The sequence below is a fragment of the Bradyrhizobium quebecense genome (assembly GCF_013373795.3).
GTDB classification, from domain to species: Bacteria; Pseudomonadota; Alphaproteobacteria; order Rhizobiales; family Xanthobacteraceae; genus Bradyrhizobium; species Bradyrhizobium quebecense.
The window spans coordinates 5,640,007-5,666,840 of sequence record NZ_CP088022.1 but is presented as its reverse complement, the minus strand read 5'-3'; the positions used below and the strand labels follow the sequence as shown (position 1 = coordinate 5,666,840).

Here is a 26,834-nt window from a genome sequence, read left to right as displayed (position 1 = left end):
ATTCGCGGGACCCGCTCGCAGCTCGGATCTGAGATCATTGAATGCGCATCTAACTGGTGGCACGTGCCAAGTTTCACTTGGCACGTCTTCGATTCGATCACTACGCGGGCTGTATCTCTATGTGGCGCCGAGCATCGGCTCACCCATCATCAAGCTCGCTCATGGCCTCATCCATATCCGACTGGGAATCGCTTATGACTTGCGTGGCGACGGAAACGAGAGCCTTTTCGAATGCTCGGCGCAGTAGCGCTGCACGCGTGTCATCGCCGCCGCTCTCGGCGGTGTCGGAGGGGGCGCCAACCTGCGGCGCTGTTGCATTAATATCGGCTGCGTTCATGTCGTAACACCCGGATAGCGGCGTCGCCGCGAGATGACCTATCCGCTTCATGCTAGCAGGGACAGCTTGCGAAAAGCTGACTAAGATCGAGCCTCCTTGGCGGCTTCATCCATGACCACGCAAGTGAGGACAACCGTATGCCGGCACGGTCATTACTGCGATCGGAGCTCTGGTAAATCATGGCGCCAAAACACTTGGCCACGTCAGCAAGCGCGACGGCGACTGTTGCGCGTTGAAGGCTCAGTGGTACCATAAGCATTTGTGGAGCTATCGCGCTCGATCTGGCGCGCGCGGCAAGCCACCGAGATCGCACGATCATGGCAGGGACGCACCTCACGCCAGTTCCACAAGAAGAGCAACACCTTGCTGGCGCATCGCATTCTCGACCGCTTTGAATTGCAAGCCAAACGTTGCGCGTCATGAGATTATCCCTCGCCAGCATCGCCCGGAACCTTCGCCGAACGGATTCCTATCCAACGCGGACTCGCATAGGCACCCGTCATCGCGACGGAGCATCGAAATCAAAATGCTGCCACTCTTTTCACGGAATGGGCCGAAGCAGGGGGGCATTTGCTCGAACACAGCGTTGCGGGCCCAGACCCGGAGCGGACGTGGCGTCCTGCGTCTCGACTCCCCTGCCACAAGCCTTGACGAATCTCGACGCGCGGCGTCTGTATGTAGATCTGCCACGGTCTTCCATTCTGCATCTAGTAGGGTGGAAGCTAAGAGAGAACCCGGTGCGCCGGTAACGGCTATTCCGGGGCTGCCCCCGCAACTGTAAGCGGCGAGCGGTTGTCATAATGGTCACTGGCCGCGACAGCACCGGGAAGGCCGACAGCCGCAGCGACCCGCGAGCCAGGAGACCTGCCGCGACAGAATAGAACGTCCTCGGGCGGGGTGCCCCGTGCGTCGCTTGCAGCCTGGGACGTTTGACCCGTCTCCTCGCAAGTCGTGCGCGTGGCTTCCCCCCCCTAACATCGCGGGGTTGCCGATGTCGTCGTCTTACGATTTCAATCAGCATGGTCATCTAATTGAGTGGCCGAGTGTGCGGCCGTGGCCGGCGCGGCCAAAGTCTGCCGCGCCTCAGCGGTGTGTTGTGCCGCCGCCGTCATCGCCTCCGCTGCCGCGGCCTCTCGCGCCATTGCCAAAGCCGTCCGATCTCACGCTCGATCGATCGCGCGACGGCCTGCTGACCGCGTTCGGCAAGCTAACGCTGACCGATCGTTATCTGCTCGTCGGCGAAAGCGTCCAGGACATGTTCGCGCGGGTGTCCTGTGCCTTCGCGGACGATGTTGCGCACGCCCAACGTCTCTATGACGCGATGTCTCGGCTGTGGTTCATGCCAGCCACGCCGGTGCTGTCCAATGGCGGCACCACGCGCGGCCTGCCAATCTCGTGCTTCCTTAACTCGGTGTCCGACTCGCTCGAAGGCATCGTTGGCACCTGGGACGAAAACGTGTGGCTTGCCTCCAACGGGGGCGGTATCGGCACGTACTGGGGCAATGTTCGCTCGATCGGAGAGAAGGTGAAGGGCGGCGTCAGCTCAGGCGTCATCCCGTTCATCCACGTCATGGACGGCCTGACGCTGGCGATCAGCCAGGGCTCGTTGCGGCGCGGCTCGGCGGCGGTCTATCTCGATATCCAGCATCCCGAGATCGAGGAGTTTCTCGAGATCCGCAAGGCGTCCGGCGACTTCAACCGCAAGAGCCTCAACCTGCATCACGGCATCAACCTCACCGACGAGTTCATGCGTGCCGTGGGCGCCGGCACCGCGTTCGCTCTGCGCAGCCCGAAGACGAACGAGGTCGTCCGCGAGATCGACGCGCGACAGCTATGGCAACGCATTCTTGAGAACCGGTTGCAGACAGGCGAGCCTTATCTCTTGTTCATCGACACTGTGAATCGCGCGCTTCCCAAGCACCAGCGCGAGCTCGGTCTCAAGGTCTCGACCTCCAACCTGTGCAGCGAGATTACGCTCCCGACCGGCATCGACCATCGCGGCGAGGAGCGCACCGCGGTGTGCTGTCTGTCATCGCTCAACCTCGAGACTTGGGACCAATGGAATGAGGAACCCGGCTTCATCGAGGACGTCATGCGCTTCCTCGACAACGTGCTCACCCACTTCATCACGACGGCGCCGGAGGGTATGAAGCGGGCCCGCTACGCCGCCCTGCGCGAGCGCTCCGTCGGACTTGGCGTCATGGGCTTCCACTCGTTCCTCCAGGCGAATGGCATTCCAATGGAGAGTGGCTTGGCGAAATCATTCAATCTAAAGATGTTTCGGAAGATCCGGGGTGATGCCGACGCGGCATCCGTCGCCCTTGCTCGCGAGCGTGGCCCGTGCCCGGACGCCCTGGAACGTGGCGTGATGGAGCGCTTCAGCCAGAAGATCGCGATCGCGCCGACTGCTTCGATCAGCATCATCTGCGGCGGCACCAGCGCATGCATCGAGCCGATCCCGGCCAACATCTACACCCACAAGACGTTGTCTGGTGCCATCTCGGTACGTAATCCTCATCTGACCAGGGTACTGATCGCCAAGGGCGCCGACACCCCGGTGACCTGGCAGTCGATCATTGCGCAGGAGGGTTCGGTCGCCCATCTCGACATTCTGTCGGAACACGAGAAAGCGGTGTTTCGCACCGCCTTCGAGGTCGACCAGCGCTGGATCGTCGAGCTTGCAGGCGACCGGGCCGCATTCATCTGCCAGAGTCAGTCAATCAACCTCTATCTGCCGGCCGAGGTCGATAAGTGGGATCTCCACATGCTGCACTGGACGGCGTGGAAGCGTGGGGTGAAGAGCCTTTATTACTGCCGTTCAAAATCGATCTCGCGCGCGGCGTTCGCCGGCAAGATCGTCGACGATGACGAGGCCGCGCCGCGGCAGCCGCCTGCGCAGCGCACCGATTATGAGGAGTGCCTCGCATGTCAATGATCGATCTCTCGTCTGTCGATCCGCGCACGCTGATCGGCAAGGGACGCGTTGGTCTCCTTGACTCGATGGGCAGCTATGACGTTGATCGCTACGCTTGGGCCTACGAGTTCTGGAAGCGTCAGCAGCAGACGCATTGGATGGCCGAGGAGGTGCCGCTCGGCAACGACCTCAAGGACTGGGCGTCGGACCGCGTCACCGCCAGCGAGCGCGCGCTGCTCACCCAGATCTTTCGCTTCTTTACTCAGTCGGACATCGAGGTCGGTGACAATTATCTCAAGCGATACATCCCGATTTTCCAGCCGCTCACCGTCCAGATGATGATGGCGGCCTTCACGAACATGGAGACGGTCCACATCGACGCCTATGCGCTGCTGCTCAAGACGCTCGGCATGCCCAAGACCGAGTTCGAGGCATTTCGCAGCTATGCGCAAATGCGCGCCAAGGCGGACTACATGCACGAGTTCGGCGTTGACACCGTGGCCGATGTCGCGCGCACCCTGGCTATGTTCGGCGCCTTTACCGAAGGCATGGCGTTGTTCGCGAGCTTCGCTATGCTGCTCAATTTTCCGCGCCACAACAAGATGAACGGCATGGGACAGATCGTAAGCTGGTCGGTGCGCGACGAGAGTCTCCACTGCGAGGGCGTCATCAAGCTGTTTCACGAATGGCACCGCGAGACCGGCGCCGTGACGCGCTCGGTCCGTGACGACATCGTCGATGTCGCCAGAACGATGGTAAAGCTGGAGGAGAACTTCGTCGATCTCGCCTTTGGCCTGGGCAAGATCGAGGGCATGCGTCCTGAGCAGATCCACGCCTACGTCCGTTATGTCGCCGACTGGCGACTGACCCAACTCCGGATTGCCCCGGTTTTCGGCTTCTTCAAGGCCGAGGAGGATGGGTTCACGCAGCTCAAGCCGCATCCGCTGCCTTGGCTCGTCGAGATTCTCAATGGCGTCGAGCACGCCAATTTCTTCGAGCAGCGCGCCACGGAGTACTCCAAGGCGGCGAGCCGAGGCAGCTGGGACGGCGAGGCCGGGGTGTGGGCGGCTTTCGGCCGTATGTAGGCAGCCGGAACAGCATGCGTCCGTTCATACATCTTGGAGGTTCGCGGAAGTCCTCTGCTGCGGCTTCCGGCGGCACAGCGGACCTCAAGCGGCATCATCCACGCCGCTCGAAAATCATAATGGGGGAACACCCGCCCACGGGGCTGATGTACGAAAGTGAAGTCTGATCTTGTGCTGAGTTGCTTCGGTGCGGCAGACTTCGAAAAGGCGATCACAATCGTTGCAATTTGCAGACTGGCGAGACGTCCGTCCCGCATACGGAACTCGGAAAGTTCTGGCGGTACAACTTCGGAAGGCCCAGCCTGAGATGGTCCGGCGTGCGAAGGCCGGGCGTGAGAGGGGCCGGCGGAGGATGGCCGGCGAGGGATTTTTATCCATATCCTGCCATAGCAAATCTTGGTCGAAATCAGGATGCGCCTCGATCGTCTGCTGCGAGAGGTGATGCGGGGACGGTTCTGTGCTGGATCTGCACCGAGCGCAGCCGGCGCATGCGAATCATCCTCCCAACGCAAGCCTGGCGAATAGGGGTGCGCTATATCCAGGTACGGCGAATAAGGGTGCCGAGCATCCAAGTACGGCGAATAGTGACGGCCTGCGTCCAGATATGGCGAATAGGGCTCCCCCGGCAGCGCGGGCGAGGCGGTACGATTTGGCGCAGCACCACCCTGAGCGCCGTTGAGCTGCTGCTCAAAGCCGGTAGCGTCCGTGGGCGGTAGCGGTGAATTGGTGTCCGGGCTCGTGTTCGATGGTCCGAATTCGTTGAAATCCATCTGTCACTCCCGCATGATGGAGCAGCTCGAGCAATGCGAAGGCTCCTGTCCTGCGAGACCGAAGCAGCTGTTTCGGAGGTTCGCGTTGATCTTCAAGCTCTCCTGGATGCACACGTCTGGCGCGGTCGATGCGAGGCGCCGCCATCCAGACAGGCTCATCCTGGGTAAGGCGGCTTTCGAAAAGCTGACGATCAGATGGATTTAAGCGAATGCAGTTCGGATCCTCGGCTCGAGCTCTCTCGTATTGTTAAGTCACTTCTGGCCTGCAGCTTCGCGCGCGATGCCGTCCTGATGCTGCGCTTCTGAGGAATAGTGGCTTTCAGGTCGTCCGTCGCGAATGACCGTGCTCGAGGAGCCACGAAACAACATCAAAACCGACCCCAGTGGCGGCTTTTCGGCAGCGGTTGGATTCCGCCGCGCCTGCGCCTCCGCCACAAGGCCCTTGAGCGTTTGGTCCACGAGCGCGATGAAGCGCGGCGGGCCCGAAGCCAGGACGAGGCCATCTCCTGGAGCCGGCTTCACGATATAGCGCTCATCGGAGATGTTGAGCACATCGAGCGCGGTCCTGAACGCATCGAAGCTGATCGGGTTCAACACAATGAGACGGCTTTGCGCCTCTTGAGCCGCGGATATGTAAAGCACGAGACCGTCGTAATACCATTGAAGATTGTACAGATTGGTCAAGCGCTCGAGGAACTCTCGCGGTGGCTGGTCCGGCATTCGCCCACGAATCCGGCCCTTTACCTCGGCGCTGACATTGACCCTGATATTGTGATTGTTGCCGAACTCCTGCAGCGCGGCGGAAAGGTCCTGATCCAGAACCGTGTAGCTGTAAGGAGCCGACGGCAGTGAGAGGGATGCGCCGAGCGCGCTTACCGATCCCAGATAGACAAAAACTCCGACATGGAGAACTCTCCTCAAAATGTAGACCGTTGTGGATCGGATGAGCATTCCCGAAGGCCTTCCGCCTGAAAAAAAACCTAGAATTTCATTCCAACGTGAAGGCCAAACGTGATCTTTAGATGACGTAACCAGCGGCATCTTCGTCAGGTTTTCGTCAGCTCGCCAATCTACGCTCATGATCCGTTCGTCGTTCAACCATGCCTGATCTCATCACACGAGCACAATGACTCCTTATATTATGATGGTAGGCGCGACGCCGATCTCTCCCCATTCAGCTGACTGTGTTTCCAGTGCCTGCTCGCCGGCCGCCACTGGCGAGCAGGCCCACTTTGAGCAGTCCCTTGCGCAAGCGTCTTCCAATGAGGTCGTCGCCTCGTCAGTCTCAGCTAGAGCGGCAGTCGCTCCGCCGGTATCAGAGGTTCAGCGTGCGAGTGCGCTCGCAAGTCCGCCGGGCGATCGCGTCCTTCATGCACTTTCCACTATGTACCGGAGTCATGCCGTTTCTCCCGCAGTCAGCGGCGCGCCTGCTCCGAATGGCGTGCAGGGGGGGTCGGCTGCGCAGCTGCTTGTACAGGTGGATGATGTCGGCGCACATGCGGCGGTTAAGCCGATAGGTTCGGATTTCGATTCGATGATGGTTGGTCTGCGCGATGTCTACAGAGACGTCGTTCAGGTTTCACTTGTCTCCAAGAGCACCAGCGCCGTCAGTTCGTCGCTGAACAAGCTGCTATCGGCCGGCTGAGCGAGGATGATGACTGACGTGGTCCAGAGGCGTGGCGGTGGCGGCCATCGATCGTGGCGGCGGCTTCGCATTTGTCTTGCCCTGCCGCTCCTTCTTGCTTTGATTGGCTGTAAGACCGATCTCTATACCAAGATTCAGGAGCGTGAGGCTAATGAGATGCTCGCGCTTCTTCTTGGTAAGGGTGTCGATGCGGTCCGTGTTGTCGCTAAGGATGGAACCAGCGCAATCCAGGTCGAGGAAAAGCAGCTTGCGTATTCGATTGACTTGCTGAATGTCGAGGGGCTGCCTCGCCAATCCTTTAAGAATCTTGGCGAGGTGTTCAAGGGGTCGGGGCTGGTTGCCTCACCGATCGAGGAGCGCGCTCGTTACATCTATGCGCTAAGCGAAGAATTATCCCGCACGATCAGCAACATCGATGGCGTCCTTTCAGCGCGTGTTCATGTCGTTCTGCCGAAGAACGATCTGTTGCGGCAGGATGCGACCCCATCCTCGGCGTCGGTCTTCATTCGACATGGCTCTAACGCGAAGCTCTCGGTGCTCTTACCGCAGATCAAGATGCTGGTCGCCAACAGCATCGAGGGGCTCTCCTACGACAAGGTGGCGGTCGTCTTTGTGCCGGTTGAGCGGGCGCCGCTTGAGTCGTCACGGGCAGTCAGTTCCCCTCAATCAGCAAAATTTGCTTCAACGCCGTTGCTTGCGTTCGGGGTGGGCGGTGCCGGCGCCGCATTCGGCATCGCCTCTTACGTGTTGTTGGGCGCGCGTATTCGTCAATTCGGACAATCGTCGCGTAAGCTGACCATGTTTGGCGGGGGTTCGAGCGTGCCGGCCGTCAGAGCTGCTGACAAGAAGACCACTCCTGATGCGACGTAGTCAGGACGCTTATGTCGGCATCGATGTCATTCACCGAATCCAATCGTTCGTCCATGTTGGCTTCCGATCGGCTGCGCGAGCTTGTTGCCTCCATCCATCCGAGCCGCTTTGCTGCGCGCCTTGATCCGCTGCTGTCGCCTCCCACGTTGCTGCGGCTACAGCAGAGTTCCAGACTGCAGCCAAAACTGGCCGGGCTGCTGCTTGGCGGCGAAGTCGATGTGAGCGGAGCCAACTGGAACGAAGACCTGCTGCTCGGGCATGATCCGCGTCGAGCTGCCCTGCTCGCAGGTAGTATCTGGCATGCGCGCTCGGTCCTGAAGCTGGTTTCAAGGCACGATCTATCAATTTTGGTCGAACTGATCGGTGCCGAAGCGCATGCTTTTGGGATCCGGCATTTATCAAGCGCGGTCGCAACGACGCCCATTGCCGACCCGGAGCAACTATCGCGACAGATTGAACATGATGGGCACGTCTGTCTCGGCGCCTGGCTCGACGAGGCTCCAGCGCTTGAGCGTACCCGCGTGCTTCTACGCTTGCCCGTTGGGACCGCCGCGGACAATCCGGCCGCCGACTACCGTTGTGCCGCAGGCCCGCTGCTTTCCTTGGTCATGGCTCATTTGAGGACGGAGGTTGCCAGGGGATGACCGCCGATGTCCCAGCATTGCCGGTGGCGCCGCGGATTCGCCCGCTCGGGCCCCTGATACGGGCAGCCGAACTCAAGGTTTGGCACGATGCCGTGCAAGCGCTCGCCGCTGCCGAGCGACATCTGCAGCGCGTTCGTAGCTGGGGACGCAAAGCTTTTGAGCTGGAACGGATGCGCGGCCATGCCGAGGGCAAAAAGACGGGAGCGGAGGAAATGACACGGCTGATCGCGCAGGCTGTTTGTGAACTGGCGCAGCGAAAGGCCGCTCTGGATCAGGAATTGCCGCAGTTGGTCATTGAGATCGTGAGCAATTTGCTGGGTGCCTTTGAGCCGAGCGAGATGCTGGTGCGGGCCGTTCGTCACGCCATCGAGCAAAAGTATAAGAACACGGAAGTGTGCCTTCACGTATCGCCCCTGAAAGCCGATCTGCTGGCCAGTGAGTTCGCGGCCTACGATGGACTTGACGACCGACCTAAGGTCAGGATTGAGCCGGATCCTGCGCTGACGGCGGACCAGTGCGTTTTGTGGAGCGAGTTTGGCAATGTCGACCTTGGACTTGCCGCGCAGGTCCGCGCGCTTCGTCTTGGCCTTGGTTTGTCCTCGCAGGAGAGCGAGCCGTGACCATGCAACGACCAGCCCATGAGGCTGCGGCAGGGGAAGGGAATGTTCACGCCGCGCTCTCGTCCTTAAGATCTTCCGCAAAGCATATCGACACCCGCGCCGTTCGTGGTCGGGTCACGCGGGCAATAGGCACGCTGCTCCACGCCGTTCTGCCGGAGGCCCGTGTTGGGGAATTGTGCCTCCTGCAAGATCCTCGCAGCGGATGGTCACTAGAGGCCGAGGTGATCGGTCTATTGCCGGACGGGGTGTTACTCACCCCGATCGGCGACATGGTCGGATTGTCCAGCCGTGCAGAAGTGGTCACGACCGGGCGAATGCAGGAAGTGCCAGTCGGTCCCAATTTGCTCGGCCGCGTAATCGACAGCTTCGGCCGTCCACTCGATGGCGGGGGCCCGATAAAGACTGGCGAAGTTCGCCCGCTGCGCGGCAGGGCGCCCAACCCCATGAAGCGACGCGGCATCGAACAGCCTTTTCCGCTTGGCGTTCGCGTCCTGGACGGGCTTCTGACATGTGGAGAAGGCCAGCGGATCGGAATCTATGGTGACGCTGGTTGCGGCAAGTCGACGCTGATGTCGCAGATCGTCAAAGGCGCGGCCGCCGATGTCACCATCGTCGCGCTGATCGGCGAACGTGGCCGGGAGGTGCGTGAATTCATCGAGCGCCATCTTTGCGAGGCCATGCACCGTTCGGTCGTCGTCGTTGAAACCTCCGACAGTTCGGCCATGGAGCGGGCGCAATGCGCCCATATGGCAACCGCGCTGGCCGAATATTTTCGTGATCAAGGATTGCGCGTCGTTCTGATGATGGATTCATTGACGCGCTTTAGCCGCGCCATGCGTGAAATCGGCCTTGCCGCAGGAGAGCCTCCGACTCGACGCGGATTTCCGCCCTCGGTTTTCGCGCTGTTGCCAGGCCTATTGGAGCGTGCTGGCATGGGCGAGCACGGTTCAATCACGGCTTTCTATACCGTGCTCGTCGAAGGTGACGGCACGGGCGATCCCATCGCCGAAGAATCGCGCGGCATTCTTGACGGCCATATCATTCTCTCACGCGCGCTTGCCTCGCGAGAGCAGTTTCCGGCCATCGACGTGTTGTCGAGCCGAAGCCGCGTCATGGACGCAATCGTGTCTGTGCCGCATCGCAAGTCGGCATCCTTCTTCCGTGATCTGCTCTCGCGTTACGCCGAGGCGGAGTTTTTGATCAAGGTCGGCGAATACAAGCAAGGCTCCGATCCGTTGACGGACCGGGCGATCGCCTCGATTGATGAGTTGCGGGCATTTTTGCGCCAGGGTCAGGACCAGGCATGCAGTTTTGAGGAGACGGTGGCATGGATGTCACGTCTGACCGCCTGAATGGCGTTCATGCGTCTAAACTGCGGCTCGTCAAGGACATGAGGGAGCGAAGCGCCCTTCGTGAACTGTCCAACATGGAAACCAGGCGCCACATCGCGGTTGATGCCGTCGAACAGGCTTCCAAGCATCTTGCAAATGCCGAACGACGCCGCGCAAGGGTTGAAGCCGAGCTTTATCGGGAAATGTTGTCGGCCGATGCGATATCGGTCGCCGACCTCGAGCGGCGCCACCATCTCATCATTGGGCGGCTCACAGAGGAGATCGCAGCGACGCAACGGGCGTTTGATGAGGCACGTTCCGCTCAAGACCAGGCCGAGGCTGCCGTTCTTGAGGCGCGGACCCTCTGGGCCAAACGTTCAACGGCGAGCCAAAAATGGCAAGAGATCGAGCGCGACGTTCAGCGCATGACCGACGCGCATTGCGAAGCTGCGGCCGAAATTGAAGCCGATGATGAGGTCGTGCTTCGGTACCGGAGGGGATCAGATCGCCAAGTGGGAGGCGAGCCGACCTGATGGCCACTTCTCCAACGCCAGGACGCCCTGATGTGGAAGGGAGGGGTGCGTCGCGATCGTCGGGGGAACCCGCACCGTTCAGACCAGCGCTGATCCTCTCTCATGCTGTGGTCTCATGGCTCAATGAAATCGCAGCGTTCCGCGTCGCTCTGCAAAGCCATCTAGGAGATAAACCGCTGTCGCTGGATCATAACCGGCTGGTCTGGCAGGCCGAGCCGGCTGCGGCATCGATGCTTGACTGCGTCTTTGACGCCGGCGGCGAAACGGTCGTCTTGTCCTTGCCCGGTTCGCTTGTGGAAGCGTTGATTGCGAACGTGCAGAGTGGTTTGACCTTACCTTCCGAGCCAAGTCGTTCGCTGATCCTTGAACTCGCGCTTGAACAATTGCTCGCTCCACTGGAGAGATTGATCCAACGGCCGTTGCAGCTTATCCGCACCCATAAAGCAGTGATGTCGGGTCCATATATTGAATTCGACGTCTCCTATGGTCCGCTTACAGCGAAGGCTCGCCTGCTTCTATTCCCGTCTCTCGACGGTCCCGTTCCACCTGCGTTCAGCGCCCTCGGCGAACTGCTTGGCCGATTGCCGCGACAGCGGCCCAAGCTTCGTTCTGAGCTGCCTGTCATCGTTGCAGGCCAGATTGGCTCGCTCCGCGTCACGATTGGGCTTGTTCGTCAAGCACAGCAAGGTGACGCGCTGCTGCCGGACGCAATTCCCCTCGCTTGCGGCCAGATCATCCTTGCCGCTGACCAATTATGGGCTCCTGCCGAGATTGCCCGCGACAGGCTGGTCCTGCGGGGGCCATTCCGCTTGCAATCCCACCCCCTGAAGAGTGGACATATGACGACACAACCAGAAGCGCAGCAGCTTCCCTCTGAAGCCGACATCGACAGCCTTGAGATCACACTTGTATTTGAATGCGGCCGCTGGCCGCTGCCGCTGGGAACCTTGCGAACTATCAACGAAGGTCATGTGTTCGAACTTGGCCGGCCGCTTGATGGTCCGGTCGATATCCTTGCCAACGGCCAACGCATTGGACGCGGCGACCTCGTGCGGATTGGCGAGAAACTTGCCGTCAGGTTACGCGGCAGGTTGGCGGTCAATGACTGAGATTCAACCCAGCATCCTCGCGCTTCTGGCGGTGACAGTCGGCCTCGGCCTGCTCGCGTTCGCCGTCGTCACAACCACCGCCTTCATAAAGGTCTCCGTTGTTCTCTTCCTGGTTCGCAATGCGCTCGGGACCCAATCGATACCGCCGAACATTGTCCTGTACGGCGCGGCACTGATTCTGACCGTCTTCATCAGCGCTCCGGTCTTTGAGCAGACCTACAACCGATTGACTGATCCCCAACTTCGCTACCAAACCTTCGATGACTGGATGACCGCCGCCAAGGAAGGACAGGAGCCGCTGCGCGCCCATCTGAAGAAATTCACCAATGAAGAGCAGCGCCGGTTTTTCTTGTCCTCGACTGAACATGTCTGGTCGGAAGAGATGCGCGGCAGCGCTACGGCCGATGATTTTGTGATTCTGGTTCCGTCCTTCCTGATCTCCGAACTCAAGCGTGGTTTCGAGATCGGGTTTCTTCTCTATCTTCCCTTTATTACCATCGACCTGATCGTCACGACGATTCTGATGGCCATGGGCATGTCGATGGTGTCCCCGACGGTGATATCTGTTCCCTTCAAGCTCTTTCTGTTCGTCACCATCGATGGCTGGTCACGTCTCATGCACGGGCTGGTATTGAGCTACACAACGCCGGGAGGCGGACAATGAATGAAGCCGGTATCCTCACGCATCTGAGCGAATCGCTCGTCCTGTTCATGATCTGGGTTCTGCCACCGCTCCTCGCAGCCTTGGTCTCCGGATTGATCATCGGCCTCATCCAGGCGGCGACGCAGCTCCAGGATCAAACCTTGCCCCTGACGGTGAAGCTTCTGGTCGTCGTCGCCGTCCTCGCTGGGTTTTCTCCGGTGCTCAGTGCTCCCCTCATCGAGCAGGCCGAGCGCATCTTCAGCGACTTTCCCGCACTCACCGGCAGATACTAGCAGAGCCTGGATGGCTGGACTGTCCCCCACAGATGCGCAAGCTCTGGTCCAGGGCGCGATCGAACTTGTCGCCGCAACGGGTCTTGGTGCGGCCCGTGCCTTGGGAATCATGCTGGTCCTTCCCGTCTTTACGAGGCCACGTATCAGTGGCTTGGTTCGAGGAAGCCTGACGATTGCGATCGGACTGCCGTGTCTGGCGCAGATCAAGCTCGGCTTGGAGGCGCTGGATCCAAACACGCGACTGGTCAGCGTCACCATGCTCGGTCTGAAAGAGGTGTTCGTCGGCCTTCTGCTCGGAATCCTGCTCAGTATCCCATTATGGAGTATCCAGGCGGTCGGCGACATCATCGATACTCAACGGGGAATTTCGAGCCAGGTGGCGGCGGAGGATCCCGCAACGCATAGCCAAGCGTCGGGAACCGGGCTTTTTCTCGGCATCACGGCGGTCACGATTTTCGTTCTGGTGGGCGGCCTGCAGACCATGGTGAGAAGCCTTTATGGCAGCTACCGGATCTGGCCCGTGTATCAGTTTCTGCCCGCGGTGACGGCGCAAGGGGCAATGCAATGTCTGAGCCTACTCGATCACATTATGCTGACGACGCTTCTGGTCGCCGGGCCGGTGCTGGTCCTGCTGCTGCTGATCGATGTATCGGTCATGATGCTGGGGCGCTTTGCATCGCAGCTCAAGTTGAACGATCTCTCTCCGACGATCAAGAATGTCGCCTTCGGTCTCATCATGGTCAGCTACACCGTCTATCTTCTTGAATACGCGGGAACTGAGATCCTCACGTCGGACAACGTGCTGGAATATCTGAAGAAGCTCTTGAAATGAGCGGCTCGAGCGAGGAGAAAAAGCTACCTCCAACTCCCAAGAAGCTGCGCGATGCGCGCAAGAAGGGGCAGAGCGCGCGCAGCTCCGATTTGGTGAGCGGTGTCAGCGCATGCGCCGGTTTCGGCTGTCTGTGGTGGAGAGCCGGGCCGATCGAAGACAAGTGGCACGAAACGGTCCGGCTGATCGACAAAGTGCAGGAGCAGCCGTTCACGAGCGCGGTCCCGCAAGCGCTCAGTGGCTTGCTGGAGCTTTCGCTGGCAGCCGTCGCGCCATTGCTCGCCTGTGCCGTGGCAGCGGCCCTGTTGGCGAATATCCTGGCCAATGGCGGCTTTATGTTTGCCTCGGAGCCGCTCAAGCCGAAGCTGGAGAAATTGGATCCCGTCAAGGGCCTGAAGCGGATCGCATCGAAACGTTCGTTGATCGAACTTGGCAAGACGCTGGTCAAGGTGGTGGTCCTCGGGACGAGTTTGTTCCTCACCGTGATGGCAAGCTGGAAGACGCTGGTGTACCTGCCGGTCTGCGGCATGGGCTGTCTTGGCTTCGTCTTCACCGAGGTCAAACTGCTAACCGGAATTGCCGCTGCGGCTTTTCTGGTCGGCGGATTGGCCGACCTTCTGATCCAGCGCTGGTTGTTTCTGCAGGACATGCGCATGACGGAAACCGAGGCCAAGCGCGAGAACAAGGAACAGCAAGGCAATCCGCAGATAAAGCGTGAGCACCGCCGTCTGCGGCAGGAGGCGGCGAACGAGGCTCCGCTCGGCGTCCATCGCGCCACTTTGATATTGAGGGGAGCGGCAACCTTGATTGGGTTGCGCTATGTTCGCGGCGAAACCGGCGTGCCGATCCTGGTCTGCCGTGGCGAAGGCGACGCTGCGTCACAGCTGCTTCATGAGGCGCGCGCGCTCCGCCTCCGTATTGTAGATGACGACATCCTGGCGCACCAGCTCCTCGGCAAAGCAAGGCTGGGCAACCCGGTTCCTACAGAGTATTTCGAGCCGGTCGCAAAAGCGCTTTACGCTGCCGGACTGGTCTAGGGTTTGTACTCAATAGGGATTGAACTAAGCCGCTGCCGCGGCGTAGGGGGCAAGGTGGCATAGATCGCCTCCTGGCTGAGAGGATGTGGGTGTTGGAGCCCACCCCCTCAGACAGGAGTATCGAGATGGCCGATTTGAGCCCTCTTCGCCGCCGCATGATCGAAGACATGACCGTCCGCAATCTGTCGCCGGCGACGCAAAGATCCTACATCAGCGCGGTTTCGAAGTTCAGCCGCTATTTTGGCCGATCGCCTGACCGGTTAGAGCTGGAAGACGTCCGCGCCTTCCAGGTGCATTTGGTCTCGACCGGCATCTCATGGCCGGCGCTGAACCAGATCGTCTGTGCGCTACGGTTTTTCTACGGCGTCACGCTCGGCGAGGCGCTCATCCCAGAGCGCATTCCCTATGCGCGAGAACCGCGCAAGCTGCCGGTCGTTCTCAGCGCCGACGAAGTGGTTCAGTTTCTTGAAGCGGTATCGAGCCTGAAGAGCCGCGCCGCGCTCACCACCGCCTATGCGGCCGGGCTCAGGGCCTCGGAGGTTGCGGGACTGCGGATCGAAGACATCGACAGCGCCCGCGGCGTCATCCAGGTGCGCCACGGCAAGGGCGCGAAGGATCGCAACGTGATGCTGTCGCCCCAGCTGCTGGGCATCCTGCGCACCTACTGGCGGCTCGCCCGGCCGCGGCTTTATCTGTTCCCTGGTCGTGACGAAGATCATCCGATCGATCAGACCGTGCTGCATGCCGCCTGCCGGTCGGCGGTGAAGGCTGCGGGCCTGACCAAGCGCGTCACGCTGCACACGCTGCGCCACAGCTTCGCGACACATCTTCTCGAGAACGGAACCGATATCCGGATCATCCAGGTCTTGCTCGGGCACAATAATTTGTCGTCGACAGCGCGCTACACGCAGGTCGCCACCGATACGATCCGAGCGACGCAGAGCCCGCTCGATCGCCTGTCGCTGGAGGTGACGCCACCTGGATGACCCGCAGCGGGATGCGGGTCATGACCCGCTCCGACATCCGCTCCAACAGGCCCGCCATCGAGATTGCCGATATTCTGTGCCGGCATGGCGACGCCTATCGCCGTGTACATGCCGGTCATCTGGGGCGGGTCGAGCGGCGCGTGATGAGCGCGATCGTTGCGTGCCGGACCGAGGCGCTCGGCGGCCACATGCAGGCTTGCGACGACTGCGGCACGACACGCGTTGCCTATAATTCCTGCCGCAATCGGCACTGTCCGAAGTGTCAGGGGAGAGCCCGAGCCGCGTGGCTCGCCGCGCGTCAAGCCGACCTGCTTCCGGTTCCCTATTTCCACGTCGTCTTTACACTTCCCGCACCGATCGCCGCGATCGCTTTCCAGAACAAGGCCGTCGTCTATGCCATCCTGTTCAAGGCTGCCGCCGAGGCGATGACGACGCTCGCCGCCAATCCACGCCGGCTCGGCGGTGCGATCGGCGGCGTCGCCGTCCTCCACACCTGGGGACAGACGCTGATGCATCATCCCCACGTCCATTGCGTCGTTCCGGGTGGCGGCCTCTCGCCCGATGGCGCGCGCTGGACCGCTTGCCGACCGAACTTCTTCCTGGCCGTCAAACCGTTGTCCAGACTATTTCGCACACTTTTTCTCAAACGTCTGTCGGCAGCCTTCAACTCCGGTGCCTTGCGTTTCTTCGGCGATCTCGGAGCTCTGGCCGAGCCGGCTGCCTTTGCGGCCCACCTCGACGCCATGCGACGCATCAACTGGGTTGTTTACGCCAAGCGGCCCTTCGGCGGACCCGCACAGGTCCTGGCCTATCTCGGCCGCTACACCCATCGCGTCGCGATCGCCAACAGCCGGCTCGTCGCACTCGACGACGATCATGTCGCCTTCTCATGGAAGGACTATCGCCAAAACAGCGCGACAAAGATCATGAATCTCAAGCCCGATGAGTTCATTCGCCGTTTCCTGCTTCATACGCTGCCTGACGGCTTCCACCGCATCCGCCACTTCGGCTTCATGGCCAACCGCCATCGCGCTGCCAAGCTCGCCCTTTGCCGCGAACTTCTCGATCATGAGCGAACAGCCCCAAACGATGGCCAGCCGTCGCCTGTGGATTCGGAGGCTCAAACCCGGGCCGAGGTTCCTGCCTGTCCCGATTGTGGTGGCGTCATGCGCATCATTGAGCGCTTTCGACATAGCTTCAGACGCCCCAGCCCTCGAACATCACCGTTCCGATGCGACACATCGTGAGCCAAGTCATGTCGTGCACGACGATCATCATTCGTCATTTCGCTCCCAGCGTCTCGATCATCGCGGACGATGTCGAATCCGTGCTGTCACACTGCGCGACAACAACCGTCCGATGCAGCAAAAGGCCTATCGCGATCTCAGGCGAAGCGCGTCTGATCTCAACTCTTCCAGGATGCGCACTCCTGTGTCTCTGCCTCACGCGCCGAGCCAGCAGATCGGGCATGGCGATCTCGAACAATCCCCATAGCTGCAAAACCGCGAATAGCCTCCCGCGCCTTCGTTCAATCCGGCTTCAATGAGGTCGCGTCATAAGCGCCTGCCGCGCCCTCGCGTGAGCGCGACCTCACAGAACCCTCCAGATTCCCTTGTGAGGCAAATCGTGATTCACCCTGAGGGCTGGTGATGGAGGCCAGCCCCCATGGCTAGAGCAGATTCTGATCAGACACGGTCATAACCGGCTGCGGCGAAGAAGTTCAGGCACTCTTGGGCGGTGAAGGCGGTCAGGGCGGTGGCAATAGCGTTGTCCAAAGCCTCGATTGATCTGGCGGCGGCCTTTCGAAGTGCGGCTTTGAGCTTGGCGAAGGCCATTTCGATCGGATTGAGGTCGGGCGAATAAGGCGGCAAATAGAGGAGCTGGGCGCCCACGGCATCGATTGCGATGCCGACCTCGGCGCGCTTGTGTGCTGCGAGATTGTCCATCACCACGATGTCGCCGGGCCTGAGTGTCGGCACGAGGACTTGCGTCACGTAAGCCTCGAACGCCAGACCATCCATGGGACCGTCAAGGACCATCGGCGCAGTCATGCCGGTCGCTCTGAGCGCGCCGACGAAGGTCGTCGTCTTCCAATGACCATGCGGGAGCGCTGCGACACAGCGCTGGCCGTACGGCGAGCGGCCATAGCGCCGCGCCATCTTGGTCGAGGCTCCCGTCTCGTCGATAAACACCAACCGATGGATGCCGATCTCAGGCTGAGATGCCTTCCACGCCGCGCGTTCAGCGGCCACGTCCGGCCGATCCTGCTCGCTGGCGTGCGATGTTTTTTTTGAACGTGATGTTGCGGCGATCGAAGAATCGCCAGACCACGCTCGGCACGAAACGCTCGCCGTGGACTTTGAGGAGATGGTCAGCGATCTCGGCCAGCGTCATGTCAGGCGTAGCCTTGACCAGGGAGAGGATCTCCGCAGCATGACCCTCGATCCGAGCTGAACGTCTGTCTCCGCCCTGCGCTCCCGCCTCACAAGCGCCGGTGCTGCGCCATTCGTTGACCAGTTCGATCGCTGTCGATGGCGCTACGCCGAACCGGCCGGCGGCGCCCCGACAGCTCATGCCTTCCTCTTCCACAGCCCGAATAATGCGAAGGCGAAGGTCCGGCGAGAGCGGCTTAGCCATGGGGGCTGGCCTCCATCACCAGCCCTCAGGGTGAATCACGATTTGCCTCACAAGGGAATCTGGAGGGTTCTGTGAGGTCGCGCTCACGCGAGGGCGCGGCAGGCGCTTATGACGCGACCTCATTGAAGCCGGATTGAACGAAGGCGCGGGAGGCTATTCGCGGTTTTGCAGCTATGGGGATTGTTCGAGATCGCCATGCCCGATCTGCTGGCTCGGCGCGTGAGGCAGAGACACAGGAGTGCGCATCCTGGAAGAGTTGAGATCAGACGCGCTTCGCCTGAGATCGCGATAGGCCTTTTGCTGCATCGGACGGTTGTTGTCGCGCAGTGTGACAGCACGGATTCGACATCGTCCGCGATGATCGAGACGCTGGGAGCGAAATGACGAATGATGATCGTCGTGCACGACATGACTTGGCTCACGATGTGTCGCATCGGAACGGTGATGTTCGAGGGCTGGGGCGTCTGAAGCTATGTCGAAAGCGCTCAATGATGCGCATGACGCCACCACAATCGGGACAGGCAGGAACCTCGGCCCGGGTTTGAGCCTCCGAATCCACAGGCGACGGCTGGCCATCGTTTGGGGCTGTTCGCTCATGATCGAGAAGTTCGCGGCAAAGGGCGAGCTTGGCAGCGCGATGGCGGTTGGCCATGAAGCCGAAGTGGCGGATGCGGTGGAAGCCGTCAGGCAGCGTATGAAGCAGGAAACGGCGAATGAACTCATCGGGCTTGAGATTCATGATCTTTGTCGCGCTGTTTTGGCGATAGTCCTTCCATGAGAAGGCGACATGATCGTCGTCGAGTGCGACGAGCCGGCTGTTGGCGATCGCGACGCGATGGGTGTAGCGGCCGAGATAGGCCAGGACCTGTGCGGGTCCGCCGAAGGGCCGCTTGGCGTAAACAACCCAGTTGATGCGTCGCATGGCGTCGAGGTGGGCCGCAAAGGCAGCCGGCTCGGCCAGAGCTCCGAGATCGCCGAAGAAACGCAAGGCACCGGAGTTGAAGGCTGCCGACAGACGTTTGAGAAAAAGTGTGCGAAATAGTCTGGACAACGGTTTGACGGCCAGGAAGAAGTTCGGTCGGCAAGCGGTCCAGCGCGCGCCATCGGGCGAGAGGCCGCCACCCGGAACGACGCAATGGACGTGGGGATGATGCATCAGCGTCTGTCCCCAGGTGTGGAGGACGGCGACGCCGCCGATCGCACCGCCGAGCCGGCGTGGATTGGCGGCGAGCGTCGTCATCGCCTCGGCGGCAGCCTTGAACAGGATGGCATAGACGACGGCCTTGTTCTGGAAAGCGATCGCGGCGATCGGTGCGGGAAGTGTAAAGACGACGTGGAAATAGGGAACCGGAAGCAGGTCGGCTTGACGCGCGGCGAGCCACGCGGCTCGGGCTCTCCCCTGACACTTCGGACAGTGCCGATTGCGGCAGGAATTATAGGCAACGCGTGTCGTGCCGCAGTCGTCGCAAGCCTGCATGTGGCCGCCGAGCGCCTCGGTCCGGCACGCAACGATCGCGCTCATCACGCGCCGCTCGACCCGCCCCAGATGACCGGCATGTACACGGCGATAGGCGTCGCCATGCCGGCACAGAATATCGGCAATCTCGATGGCGGGCCTGTTGGAGCGGATGTCGGAGCGGGTCATGACCCGCATCCCGCTGCGGGTCATCCAGGTGGCGTCACCTCCAGCGACAGGCGATCGAGCGGGCTCTGCGTCGCTCGGATCGTATCGGTGGCGACCTGCGTGTAGCGCGCTGTCGACGACAAATTATTGTGCCCGAGCAAGACCTGGATGATCCGGATATCGGTTCCGTTCTCGAGAAGATGTGTCGCGAAGCTGTGGCGCAGCGTGTGCAGCGTGACGCTGCTTGGTCAGGCCCGCAGCCTTCACCGCCGACCGGCAGGCGGCATGCAGCACGGTCTGATCGATCGGATGATCTTCGTCACGACCAGGGAACAGATAAAGCCGCGGCCGGGCGAGCCGCCAGTAGGTGCGCAGGATGCCCAGCAGCTGGGGCGACAGCATCACGTTGCGATCCTTCGCGCCCTTGCCGTGGCGCACCTGGATGACGCCGCGGGCGCTGTCGATGTCTTCGATCCGCAGTCCCGCAACCTCCGAGGCCCTGAGCCCGGCCGCATAGGCGGTGGTGAGCGCGGCGCGGCTCTTCAGGCTCGATACCGCTTCAAGAAACTGAACCACTTCGTCGGCGCTGAGAACGACCGGCAGCTTGCGCGGTTCTCGCGCATAGGGAATGCGCTCTGGGATGAGCGCCTCGCCGAGCGTGACGCCGTAGAAAAACCGTAGCGCACAGACGATCTGGTTCAGCGCCGGCCATGAGATGCCGGTCGAGACCAAATGCACCTGGAAGGCGCGGACGTCTTCCAGCTCTAACCGGTCAGGCGATCGGCCAAAATAGCGGCTGAACTTCGAAACCGCGCTGATGTAGGATCTTTGCGTCGCCGGCGACAGATTGCGGACGGTCATGTCTTCGATCATGCGGCGGCGAAGAGGGCTCAAATCGGCCATCTCGATACTCCTGTCTGAGGGGGTGGGCTCCAACACCCACATCCTCTCAGCCAGGAGGCGATCTATGCCACCTTGCCCCCTACGCCGCGGCAGCGGCTTAGTTCAATCCCTTCCGATTCCGCCAGGTCAGAAAATGCTCTAGTGACCTTTACCGGCGGCTCATGTAAAAGCCGTTCACATGAGCTGGCGCAAGGACCAAGGCCGCGCCGAGCGCGGCTATCATCACGGCAATCTCAAAGAGGCGTTGCTGCAGGCAGCCCTCGACCTGATCTCGAAGAAGGGGCCGGCCGGCTTCACCTTCGCCGACGCCGCGCGAATGGCCGGCGTCAGCCCCGCCGCGCCCTACCGCCACTTCCGCGACCGTGACGAACTGATCGCCAGCATCGCACAGCGCGGCTTCGAGCAGTTCGAGGCGCTCTTGACGCAGGCCTGGGACGACGGCCGCCCCGACACCGTCTCGGCGTTCGAGCGGGTCGGCAAGGCCTATCTCGCCTTTGCGCGTGAGGAGCCCGCGTTCTACTCCGCGATGTTCGAATCCGGCCTGCCGGTCGATTCCAATCCGACCTTGATGGCGGCAAGCGAACGCGCATTTGCGATCATCCGCGCCGCCGCCGAGCGGCTCGCGGCGCTAGCGCCGCCCGGCACACCGCGCCCGCCGGCGATGATGATGGCGCTACATATCTGGTCGATGTCGCACGGCGTCGCCTCGCTGTTCGGCCGCGGCGATGCCGCGCGGCGCAAGCTGCCGATGTCGCCGGAGGATCTGCTCGAGGCCGAAGTGCTGATCTATCTGCGCGGCCTTGGCTTCCTCACCGATCGCAGGCCGGGAACCGCGGCAGCCGACGAAGAGCCGGCCGGCGACAGACCCGGCCCGTGGGGCAAACCGAAATAAGGTTCAACGGCCAAGCCAAAAATAATCCGCGGGGTGCGTCATCTGCTCTGCTTGACTTTCCCAAGGGCTCGGCTATCTATGTAAATGTTATTTACATTCACAACGGCGTGATTGCCGTGATGGAGAAGGAAATGGCCTACACCGCAGATGTCAATCGCTGGCGCGGCCCCGTCGAAGAGCCCTACCGTCCACACTTCTACGCGACGCCGTGGCATCCCCTGAAGATCGCCGGGATCATCCTCGGCTTCATGATCTGGTGGCCGATCGGCCTCGCCCTTCTCTTTTTCACACTCGGGAGCAGAAAAATGGCCTGTTGGAGTCACTACGATCAGGATCGCTGGGCGAACAAGATGGACCGCATGCAGGACAAGATGGAGCGGATGAAGAGCCGCATGGAGCGCCGCGGCTTCCCGTTCGGCGGCTTCGGCCCGCCCACCAGCGGCAACCGCGCCTTCGACGAGTACCGCCAGGATACCCTGCGCCGGCTCGAGGAAGAGCAGGTCGAGTTCAAGAACTTCCTCGATCGCCTGCGCCACGCCAAGGACAAGGAAGAGTTCGACGCCTTCATGGCGCAGCACAAGACCCGTCCGACCCCGCCGAACGATCAGCCGCCGCAGAGCTGATCCCGCGAGGCAAGCACTGAGCCTTCAGGCGATGTGCCCCCATAACACCTGATGGCCTGAGCCGCCCGTTTGCGACAAGCAAGCGGGCGGTTTGCATTGTGCGGCCGCCCTGCCCACTCTATCGTCGAGCGATGAGGTGAAGCGATGGCGGCTTTTGCGACGGCGAGTCCTGACGATCTCTGGCTTGCGATCCGGCGCGAGGCGGAAGCCGCTGTTGTCGCCGATCGCTTTCTCGAGGCGTCGGCTGCCTTCATCCTCGACCAGGGCGATCTCGGCGGCGCACTCGCCTTCCTGATCGGCCGGGCTATCTGCCGCGCCGAGGCCGATCGCGCGCAGTTCATGCGGACGGCCCGCGAGGCGTTCGCGGCCGAGCCCGCGCTGGTCGATGCCGCGACCACCGATCTTGTGGCCATCGTGCGCCGCGACCCGGCGATCACGGGCTTGCTGCCGCCGCTCCTCAACTTCAAGGGCTACGTCGCGCTGCAAGCCTGGCGCGTATCGAACTGGCTGTGGCGCCACGATCGCCCCGATCTTGCGCTGTTGATGCACAGTGCCGCGGCGGACCAGTTGCAGATTAGCATTCACCCGTCGGCTCGGATCGGAACGGCGGTTTTCCTCGATCACGGCACCGGCATCATCGTCGGCGCGTTGGCTTCCATCGGCGACGAGGTCACGATCCTGCAGAACGTCACCATCGCGCGGCATCAGGATGACCCGCGCCACGCGCCGACGATCGGCCGCGGCGTGCTGCTCAGCGCCGGCGCAACGCTGATCGGAAACCTCTCTGTCGGCGACTTCGCCAAGGTCGGCGCCGGCGCGCTGGTGACGTCGGATGTGCCGGCCGGCTGCACCGCCGTCGGTGTGCCGGCGCGGCTGACCAATTGCGCCGAGGCTGGTGCGCTTTCGTGAGGTGAGCGCATCGATCGGGGCCCTTCGCGTCGTCACGCCGGCGCGAGCATGTCGGCGAGTTGCGTAAAGCTGTCCGCGTGGAGGTCGATCCAGGATTCCGGCGCGACGTCGACCTTCGCCGCCGGCCCGAATTCCAGCGGACGGGCGACGAACGCGGTGCGCATGCCGAAGGCGCGGGCCGCCTTCAGGTCGTATTTGTGGCAGGCGACCATCAGGATCTTGTCGGCGGGATAGCCGAGGTAGTCGACGGCGAGCTGATACACCGCGGGTGACGGCTTGTAGCTGCGTGCAAGCTCCGCGGTCAGCACGGCATCGAACGGCAGCTTGGCATGCTTGACCACCGCCACCACGGCGGCCATGCCGGCATTCGACAAGGTCGAGGTCACGAACCGGCTGCGCAGGCGTGCGAGCCCCTCGACGCTGTCGGGCCAGGCGTCGAGCTTGCTCCACACCGTGTTCAGGTCGTCGCGCTCGTCGCGCGAGAAGGCCTCCGAGAGGCCGTGGCGATCGAGCAGCACATCGAGCGCCTCGCGATAGATGCGGTCGACCCGAATCCATGGGCGCTTGCCGGCGATCACGTCGTCGAGCGCGGCACGATAGAGATCGCGCCACTCGCTCGAGAGTTTGGCCCAGTCGAGCGTGAGCCCCTTCGCGGCATTGACGGCCTGCCCGGCACGCAGGATCGGCTGATAGAAATCGACGCACGTCCCCTGGACGTCGAACGCGATGGCACGGAGCTCATTGCGCCATGGCGCGGCGCCTGCCGGTTGTATCCCCGTCATCGCGGCCATGATCGATAGTCCTCCAGCAGTCATGAAGTGTCGTCTGGTCAGATCGGGTAGCACGGTTTGTTCCCCGGTTGCGGTATCGGAAGCAGCACGCCGATGCCTTGGTGAGGTGGGCACCCTGGTTGGGCTCCCTCTCCCCTTGCGGGAGAGGGTGGGGTGAGGGGTGGCCCCGGGAGTGATGCAAGAAGCGAGTAAAGTATAGTCAACTTGCTCGCCGGATCGTACGCAGTCCTCGTCACTAATTATCAGCGGAGCAAGGGGTACCCCTCTCCCCAACCCTCCCCCGCAAGGGGGGAGGGAGCCCGCCGTGCTCACCTCACGGTGTGCGATAAAAGAAGCACCTCACACATTCGATCCATGGATCGCGTCGATCACGGCGTCGGTCACTTCCTTGGTCGTCGCCTTGCCGCCGACGTCGGGCGTCAGCACGCCGGCCGCGCACACCTTCTCGACCGCGGCCATCAGCCGCGCGGCGGCGTCCTTTTCGCCGAGATGCTCCAGCATCTGCGCGCCGGTCCAGAAGGTCGCGACCGGGTTGGCGATGCCCTTGCCGGTGATGTCGAACGCCGAGCCGTGGATCGGCTCGAACATCGAGGGGAAGCGGCGCTGCGGGTCGATGTTGCCGGTCGGCGCGACGCCGAGGCTGCCGGCCAGGGCACCTGCGAGATCCGACAGGATGTCGGCATGCAGATTGGTTGCCACGATGGTGTCGAGGCTCTTCGGATGGAGCGTCATCCGCACCGTCATGGCGTCGACCAGCATCTTGTCCCAGGTCACATCGGGGAATTCCTTGGCCACCTCGGCCGCGATCTCGTCCCACATCACCATGCCGTGGCGCTGTGCGTTCGACTTGGTCACCACGGTGAGGAATTTGCGCGGCCGCGACTGCGCGAGCTGGAACGCGTAGCGCATGATCCGCGTCACGCCGACCCGGGTGAAGACCGCGACCTCGGTGCCGACTTCTTCCGGCAGGCCCCTGTGGGCGCGGCCGCCCATCCCGGCATATTCGCCTTCGGAATTCTCGCGCACGATCACCCAGTCGAGGTCGCCGACGCCGACATTGCGCAGCGGCGAGGCGACGCCGGGCAGGATTTTGGTCGGCCGCACATTGGCGTATTGGTCGAAGCCCTGGCAGATCGGCAGCCGCAGGCCCCACAGCGTGATGTGGTCGGGCACGTCGGGCGCGCCGACCGCGCCGAAATAGATCGCGTCGAAGTTCTTCAGGTCAGCGAGGCCGTCGGCCGGCATCATCACGCCGTGCTTCTTGTAGTAGTCCGAGCCCCAGTCGAAGGTCTTGACGTTGAAGCTGAGGTCGCCGCTCCGCTTCGCCAGCGCCTCGAGCACGCGGACACCCGCGGAGATCACTTCGGGGCCGATGCCGTCGGCGGGAATAGCGGCGATGGAATGAGTACGCATGGGTTGTCTCCGGATCAAGTGGTTAGCGGGTTCGCACGGGATTGGGTTGCGGTTCGGCTGGCACGGGTGCGCCTTGCGCGCGCGACAGCAGCAGCGTGAGCACGGCTGACAGCACCAGCAGGCCGGCAACGAAATAGAGGCCGCCCTCGAAACTGCCGGTGCGTTCCTTGATCCAGCCGATCATCGCCGGGCCGACGAAGCCGCCGAGATTGCCGATCGAGTTGATGGTGGCGATCCCTGCCGCGGCGGCCGAGCCCGACAGGAACATGGTCGGCATGCTCCACAGCGGCGGCTTCGAGGAGGAGATGCCGATATTGACCAAGGTCAGCGCCGCGATCACGGCGGCAAGGCCGGTCCATAGCCCGGCAAGCGCAAGTCCTGCCGCTGCGATCAGGCAGGCGATCACGACGTGCCAGGTGCGTTCGCCGGTGCGGTCGGAATGCCGCGCCCACAACACCATGGCGATCACGGCGACGGTCGCCGGCACCGCGTTGAGGAAGCCGACTTGCAGAGACGACAGCCCGAACGCCTTGATGATCTGCGGCGCCCACACGCCAAGTGTGTAGAGCCCGGCCGAGGTGCCGAAATAGACCAGCGACAGCGCCAGCACGCGCGGATCCGCCAGGCCGCGCCAGATGCTGTGGCTCGCGGTCGCGGCCTTGCGGTCGTTCTCCGCCTTCATGGTCTTGACCAGCCAGGCGCGCTCGTCATCCGCAAGCCATCGGGCCTGCTCCGGCCGGTCGGTCAGGAAGCCGAGCACGACGAAGCCGAGCAGCACGGCGGGCACGGCCTCCAGCACGAACAGCCATTGCCAGCCCTTGAAGCCGAACAGGCCGTCCATCTCCAAGAGCGCGCCCGACACCGGCGAGCCGAGCACGGTCGACAGCGGCGCGGCGGCCATGAACAGCGCGGTGACGGCGGCGCGCTGCCGCGCCGGGAACCAGTAGGACAGATACAGGATGATGCCGGGGAAGAAGCCGGCTTCCGCGGCGCCGAGCAAAAAGCGCAGCACGTAGAAGCTGGTCGCGCCCTGCACCAGCGCCATCGCCGCCGAGACCAGGCCCCAGGTGATCATCACCCGCGCGATCCAGATCCGCGCGCCGATCTTGTGCAGGATGATGTTGGAGGGCACCTCGAACAGGAAGTAGCCCCAGAAGAAGATACCGGCGCCGAAGCCATAGACCGTCGGCGACAGGCCGATGTCCTTGTTCATGGTCAGCGAAGCGAAGCCGATATTGACGCGGTCGATGAAGGCCACGAAGTACAGCAGTATGATGAACGGCACGATGCGCAGTGAGATCTTGCGCAACACGCGCGTGCCAAGCTCGCTTTCCATGGGCTTCCTCAGGGTTGGTCTTGTTTGTTGGGACGGCGCATTTCGCCGCGCCACCGGGAA

Annotated in this window: 25 protein-coding genes, 1 pseudogene and 1 riboswitch; of the genes and pseudogenes, 18 read left to right on the top strand and 8 right to left on the bottom strand. The window is 62.0% G+C overall.

The annotated features are described in order from the left end of the window. Positions 1-139: 139 nt before the first annotated feature. Positions 140-337, bottom strand: coding sequence for a hypothetical protein (locus HU230_RS27330; RefSeq protein WP_166071913.1), 198 nt, complete (start codon positions 335-337; stop codon positions 140-142). A gap of 672 nt (positions 338-1,009) precedes the next feature. Continuing rightward, positions 1,010-1,223, top strand: a riboswitch (cobalamin riboswitch). A gap of 255 nt (positions 1,224-1,478) precedes the next feature. Here HU230_RS27330 and HU230_RS27325 point away from each other — a divergent pair. Continuing rightward, positions 1,479-3,272 carry a ribonucleoside-diphosphate reductase subunit alpha gene (locus tag HU230_RS27325; protein ID WP_224924206.1) on the top strand — a complete coding sequence of 598 codons (1,794 nt, stop codon included), beginning with the start codon at positions 1,479-1,481 and terminating at the stop codon, positions 3,270-3,272. Further along, positions 3,263-4,336, top strand: a complete 1,074-nt coding sequence (locus HU230_RS27320) for a ribonucleotide-diphosphate reductase subunit beta (protein ID WP_176529072.1) — start codon at positions 3,263-3,265, stop codon at positions 4,334-4,336. Before HU230_RS27325 ends, HU230_RS27320 begins: the two co-directional genes overlap by 10 nt. A gap of 1,022 nt (positions 4,337-5,358) precedes the next feature. Here HU230_RS27320 and HU230_RS27315 read toward each other — a convergent pair. Beyond that, positions 5,359-6,057 (bottom strand): nodulation protein NolW, encoded by a 699-nt coding sequence (locus HU230_RS27315; protein ID WP_173643971.1) that lies wholly within the window; start codon positions 6,055-6,057, stop codon positions 5,359-5,361. A gap of 175 nt (positions 6,058-6,232) precedes the next feature. Between HU230_RS27315 and HU230_RS27310 the strand changes: the two genes are divergently transcribed. The 13 genes from HU230_RS27310 to HU230_RS27250 all read left to right on the top strand — a co-directional run bounded on the left by HU230_RS27310 (position 6,233) and on the right by HU230_RS27250 (position 16,893). Next, positions 6,233-6,751 carry a nodulation protein NolB gene (locus HU230_RS27310; RefSeq protein WP_338077302.1) on the top strand — a complete coding sequence of 173 codons (519 nt, stop codon included), beginning with the start codon at positions 6,233-6,235 and terminating at the stop codon, positions 6,749-6,751. Positions 6,752-6,760: 9 nt separating this feature from the next. Continuing rightward, on the top strand, positions 6,761-7,621 hold the full coding sequence (gene sctJ, locus HU230_RS27305) for a type III secretion system inner membrane ring lipoprotein SctJ (protein WP_176529073.1): 861 nt from the start codon (positions 6,761-6,763) through the stop codon (positions 7,619-7,621). A gap of 23 nt (positions 7,622-7,644) precedes the next feature. Then, positions 7,645-8,265 (top strand): nodulation protein NolU, encoded by a 621-nt coding sequence (locus HU230_RS27300; RefSeq protein WP_224924207.1) that lies wholly within the window; start codon positions 7,645-7,647, stop codon positions 8,263-8,265. Continuing rightward, positions 8,262-8,885: a type III secretion system stator protein SctL gene (sctL, locus tag HU230_RS27295; RefSeq protein ID WP_166071918.1), complete on the top strand. Its 624-nt coding sequence runs from the start codon at positions 8,262-8,264 to the stop codon at positions 8,883-8,885. The genes HU230_RS27300 and sctL overlap by 4 nt, the downstream gene beginning before the upstream one ends. A gap of 2 nt (positions 8,886-8,887) precedes the next feature. Further along, complete coding sequence (sctN, locus tag HU230_RS27290) at positions 8,888-10,237, top strand: type III secretion system ATPase SctN (protein ID WP_173643973.1); 1,350 nt, start codon at positions 8,888-8,890, stop codon at positions 10,235-10,237. Beyond that, positions 10,213-10,749 carry a hypothetical protein gene (locus HU230_RS27285; RefSeq protein WP_173643926.1) on the top strand — a complete coding sequence of 179 codons (537 nt, stop codon included), beginning with the start codon at positions 10,213-10,215 and terminating at the stop codon, positions 10,747-10,749. The genes sctN and HU230_RS27285 overlap by 25 nt, the downstream gene beginning before the upstream one ends. Continuing rightward, a complete protein-coding gene (gene sctQ / locus HU230_RS27280; protein WP_176529074.1) occupies positions 10,749-11,858 on the top strand; it encodes a type III secretion system cytoplasmic ring protein SctQ in 1,110 nt (369 codons plus the stop codon). The genes HU230_RS27285 and sctQ overlap by 1 nt, the downstream gene beginning before the upstream one ends. After that, entirely contained in the window at positions 11,851-12,522 is a 672-nt protein-coding gene (gene sctR, locus HU230_RS27275; protein WP_166071922.1) for a type III secretion system export apparatus subunit SctR, read from the top strand. The genes sctQ and sctR overlap by 8 nt, the downstream gene beginning before the upstream one ends. Continuing rightward, positions 12,519-12,794: an EscS/YscS/HrcS family type III secretion system export apparatus protein gene (locus tag HU230_RS27270; RefSeq protein WP_166071923.1), complete on the top strand. Its 276-nt coding sequence runs from the start codon at positions 12,519-12,521 to the stop codon at positions 12,792-12,794. The genes sctR and HU230_RS27270 overlap by 4 nt, the downstream gene beginning before the upstream one ends. A gap of 10 nt (positions 12,795-12,804) precedes the next feature. Continuing rightward, on the top strand, positions 12,805-13,626 hold the full coding sequence (gene sctT, locus HU230_RS27265) for a type III secretion system export apparatus subunit SctT (RefSeq protein ID WP_173643928.1): 822 nt from the start codon (positions 12,805-12,807) through the stop codon (positions 13,624-13,626). Next, a complete protein-coding gene (locus HU230_RS27260) occupies positions 13,623-14,660 on the top strand; it encodes an EscU/YscU/HrcU family type III secretion system export apparatus switch protein (protein WP_166071925.1) in 1,038 nt (345 codons plus the stop codon). Before sctT ends, HU230_RS27260 begins: the two co-directional genes overlap by 4 nt. Positions 14,661-14,785: 125 nt before the next feature. Further along, positions 14,786-15,646, top strand: coding sequence for a tyrosine-type recombinase/integrase (locus tag HU230_RS27255; RefSeq protein WP_029085027.1), 861 nt, complete (start codon positions 14,786-14,788; stop codon positions 15,644-15,646). 20 nt (positions 15,647-15,666) lie between these two features. Beyond that, a complete protein-coding gene (locus HU230_RS27250) occupies positions 15,667-16,893 on the top strand; it encodes an IS91 family transposase (protein ID WP_176528572.1) in 1,227 nt (408 codons plus the stop codon). 438 nt (positions 16,894-17,331) lie between these two features. Here HU230_RS27250 and HU230_RS27245 read toward each other — a convergent pair. From HU230_RS27245 to HU230_RS27235, 3 genes and pseudogenes are all read right to left on the bottom strand, one after another. Beyond that, positions 17,332-18,283 (bottom strand): IS630 family transposase gene (locus tag HU230_RS27245; protein ID WP_176528729.1). Its coding sequence is split into 2 segments (ribosomal slippage): positions 17,332-17,944 and positions 17,943-18,283, totalling 954 coding nucleotides; the frame shifts between segments, so codons are not numbered across the junction. A gap of 418 nt (positions 18,284-18,701) precedes the next feature. Further along, positions 18,702-19,928 (bottom strand): IS91 family transposase, encoded by a 1,227-nt coding sequence (locus HU230_RS27240; protein WP_176528572.1) that lies wholly within the window; start codon positions 19,926-19,928, stop codon positions 18,702-18,704. A 20-nt stretch (positions 19,929-19,948) separates the two neighbouring features. After that, positions 19,949-20,810: pseudogene (locus HU230_RS27235) on the bottom strand (tyrosine-type recombinase/integrase). 178 nt (positions 20,811-20,988) lie between these two features. On the opposite strand from HU230_RS27235, the gene HU230_RS27230 reads away from it, so the two are divergent. The 3 genes from HU230_RS27230 (at position 20,989) to HU230_RS27220 (ending at position 23,234) form a co-directional block, all read left to right on the top strand. Next, a complete protein-coding gene (locus tag HU230_RS27230; RefSeq protein ID WP_176529075.1) occupies positions 20,989-21,702 on the top strand; it encodes a TetR/AcrR family transcriptional regulator in 714 nt (237 codons plus the stop codon). Positions 21,703-21,833: 131 nt separating this feature from the next. Beyond that, positions 21,834-22,325, top strand: a complete 492-nt coding sequence (locus tag HU230_RS27225) for a DUF2852 domain-containing protein (RefSeq protein WP_176534837.1) — start codon at positions 21,834-21,836, stop codon at positions 22,323-22,325. Between the two features lie 144 nt (positions 22,326-22,469). Then, positions 22,470-23,234: a serine acetyltransferase domain-containing protein gene (locus HU230_RS27220; protein ID WP_176529076.1), complete on the top strand. Its 765-nt coding sequence runs from the start codon at positions 22,470-22,472 to the stop codon at positions 23,232-23,234. A gap of 32 nt (positions 23,235-23,266) precedes the next feature. Here the strand turns inward: HU230_RS27220 and HU230_RS27215 are convergent, their stop codons facing one another. From HU230_RS27215 to HU230_RS27205, 3 genes are all read right to left on the bottom strand, one after another. Continuing rightward, positions 23,267-24,025: a haloacid dehalogenase type II gene (locus HU230_RS27215; RefSeq protein WP_224943633.1), complete on the bottom strand. Its 759-nt coding sequence runs from the start codon at positions 24,023-24,025 to the stop codon at positions 23,267-23,269. 339 nt (positions 24,026-24,364) lie between these two features. Further along, positions 24,365-25,438 carry a tartrate dehydrogenase gene (locus tag HU230_RS27210; protein WP_176529077.1) on the bottom strand — a complete coding sequence of 358 codons (1,074 nt, stop codon included), beginning with the start codon at positions 25,436-25,438 and terminating at the stop codon, positions 24,365-24,367. 22 nt (positions 25,439-25,460) lie between these two features. Further along, complete coding sequence (locus tag HU230_RS27205) at positions 25,461-26,774, bottom strand: MFS transporter (protein WP_176529078.1); 1,314 nt, start codon at positions 26,772-26,774, stop codon at positions 25,461-25,463. Positions 26,775-26,834: the final 60 nt, after the last annotated feature.

Bases quoted from the DNA above. Each gene is read 5' to 3' on its own strand.
- HU230_RS27230 (WP_176529075.1), top strand. From the start codon at position 20,989: ATGAGCTGGCGCAAGGACCAAGGCCGCGCCGAGCGCGGCTATCATCAC.
- sctJ (WP_176529073.1), top strand. From the start codon at position 6,761: ATGACTGACGTGGTCCAGAGGCGTGGCGGTGGCGGCCATCGATCGTGG.
- HU230_RS27260 (WP_166071925.1), top strand. From the start codon at position 13,623: ATGAGCGGCTCGAGCGAGGAGAAAAAGCTACCTCCAACTCCCAAGAAG.
- HU230_RS27310 (WP_338077302.1), top strand. From the start codon at position 6,233: ATGACTCCTTATATTATGATGGTAGGCGCGACGCCGATCTCTCCCCAT.
- HU230_RS27220 (WP_176529076.1), top strand. From the start codon at position 22,470: ATGGCGGCTTTTGCGACGGCGAGTCCTGACGATCTCTGGCTTGCGATC.
- HU230_RS27270 (WP_166071923.1), top strand. From the start codon at position 12,519: ATGAATGAAGCCGGTATCCTCACGCATCTGAGCGAATCGCTCGTCCTG.
- HU230_RS27285 (WP_173643926.1), top strand. From the start codon at position 10,213: ATGGATGTCACGTCTGACCGCCTGAATGGCGTTCATGCGTCTAAACTG.
- HU230_RS27225 (WP_176534837.1), top strand. From the start codon at position 21,834: ATGGCCTACACCGCAGATGTCAATCGCTGGCGCGGCCCCGTCGAAGAG.
- HU230_RS27210 (WP_176529077.1), bottom strand. From the start codon at position 25,438: ATGCGTACTCATTCCATCGCCGCTATTCCCGCCGACGGCATCGGCCCC.
- sctT (WP_173643928.1), top strand. From the start codon at position 12,805: ATGGCTGGACTGTCCCCCACAGATGCGCAAGCTCTGGTCCAGGGCGCG.
- HU230_RS27205 (WP_176529078.1), bottom strand. From the start codon at position 26,774: ATGGAAAGCGAGCTTGGCACGCGCGTGTTGCGCAAGATCTCACTGCGC.
- sctR (WP_166071922.1), top strand. From the start codon at position 11,851: ATGACTGAGATTCAACCCAGCATCCTCGCGCTTCTGGCGGTGACAGTC.
- sctL (WP_166071918.1), top strand. From the start codon at position 8,262: ATGACCGCCGATGTCCCAGCATTGCCGGTGGCGCCGCGGATTCGCCCG.
- HU230_RS27255 (WP_029085027.1), top strand. From the start codon at position 14,786: ATGGCCGATTTGAGCCCTCTTCGCCGCCGCATGATCGAAGACATGACC.
- sctQ (WP_176529074.1), top strand. From the start codon at position 10,749: ATGGCCACTTCTCCAACGCCAGGACGCCCTGATGTGGAAGGGAGGGGT.
- HU230_RS27300 (WP_224924207.1), top strand. From the start codon at position 7,645: ATGTCATTCACCGAATCCAATCGTTCGTCCATGTTGGCTTCCGATCGG.
- HU230_RS27315 (WP_173643971.1), bottom strand. From the start codon at position 6,057: ATGCTCATCCGATCCACAACGGTCTACATTTTGAGGAGAGTTCTCCAT.
- HU230_RS27320 (WP_176529072.1), top strand. From the start codon at position 3,263: ATGTCAATGATCGATCTCTCGTCTGTCGATCCGCGCACGCTGATCGGC.
- HU230_RS27240 (WP_176528572.1), bottom strand. From the start codon at position 19,928: ATGACCCGCTCCGACATCCGCTCCAACAGGCCCGCCATCGAGATTGCC.
- sctN (WP_173643973.1), top strand. From the start codon at position 8,888: ATGCAACGACCAGCCCATGAGGCTGCGGCAGGGGAAGGGAATGTTCAC.
- HU230_RS27330 (WP_166071913.1), bottom strand. From the start codon at position 337: ATGAACGCAGCCGATATTAATGCAACAGCGCCGCAGGTTGGCGCCCCC.
- HU230_RS27215 (WP_224943633.1), bottom strand. From the start codon at position 24,025: ATGGCCGCGATGACGGGGATACAACCGGCAGGCGCCGCGCCATGGCGC.
- HU230_RS27250 (WP_176528572.1), top strand. From the start codon at position 15,667: ATGACCCGCTCCGACATCCGCTCCAACAGGCCCGCCATCGAGATTGCC.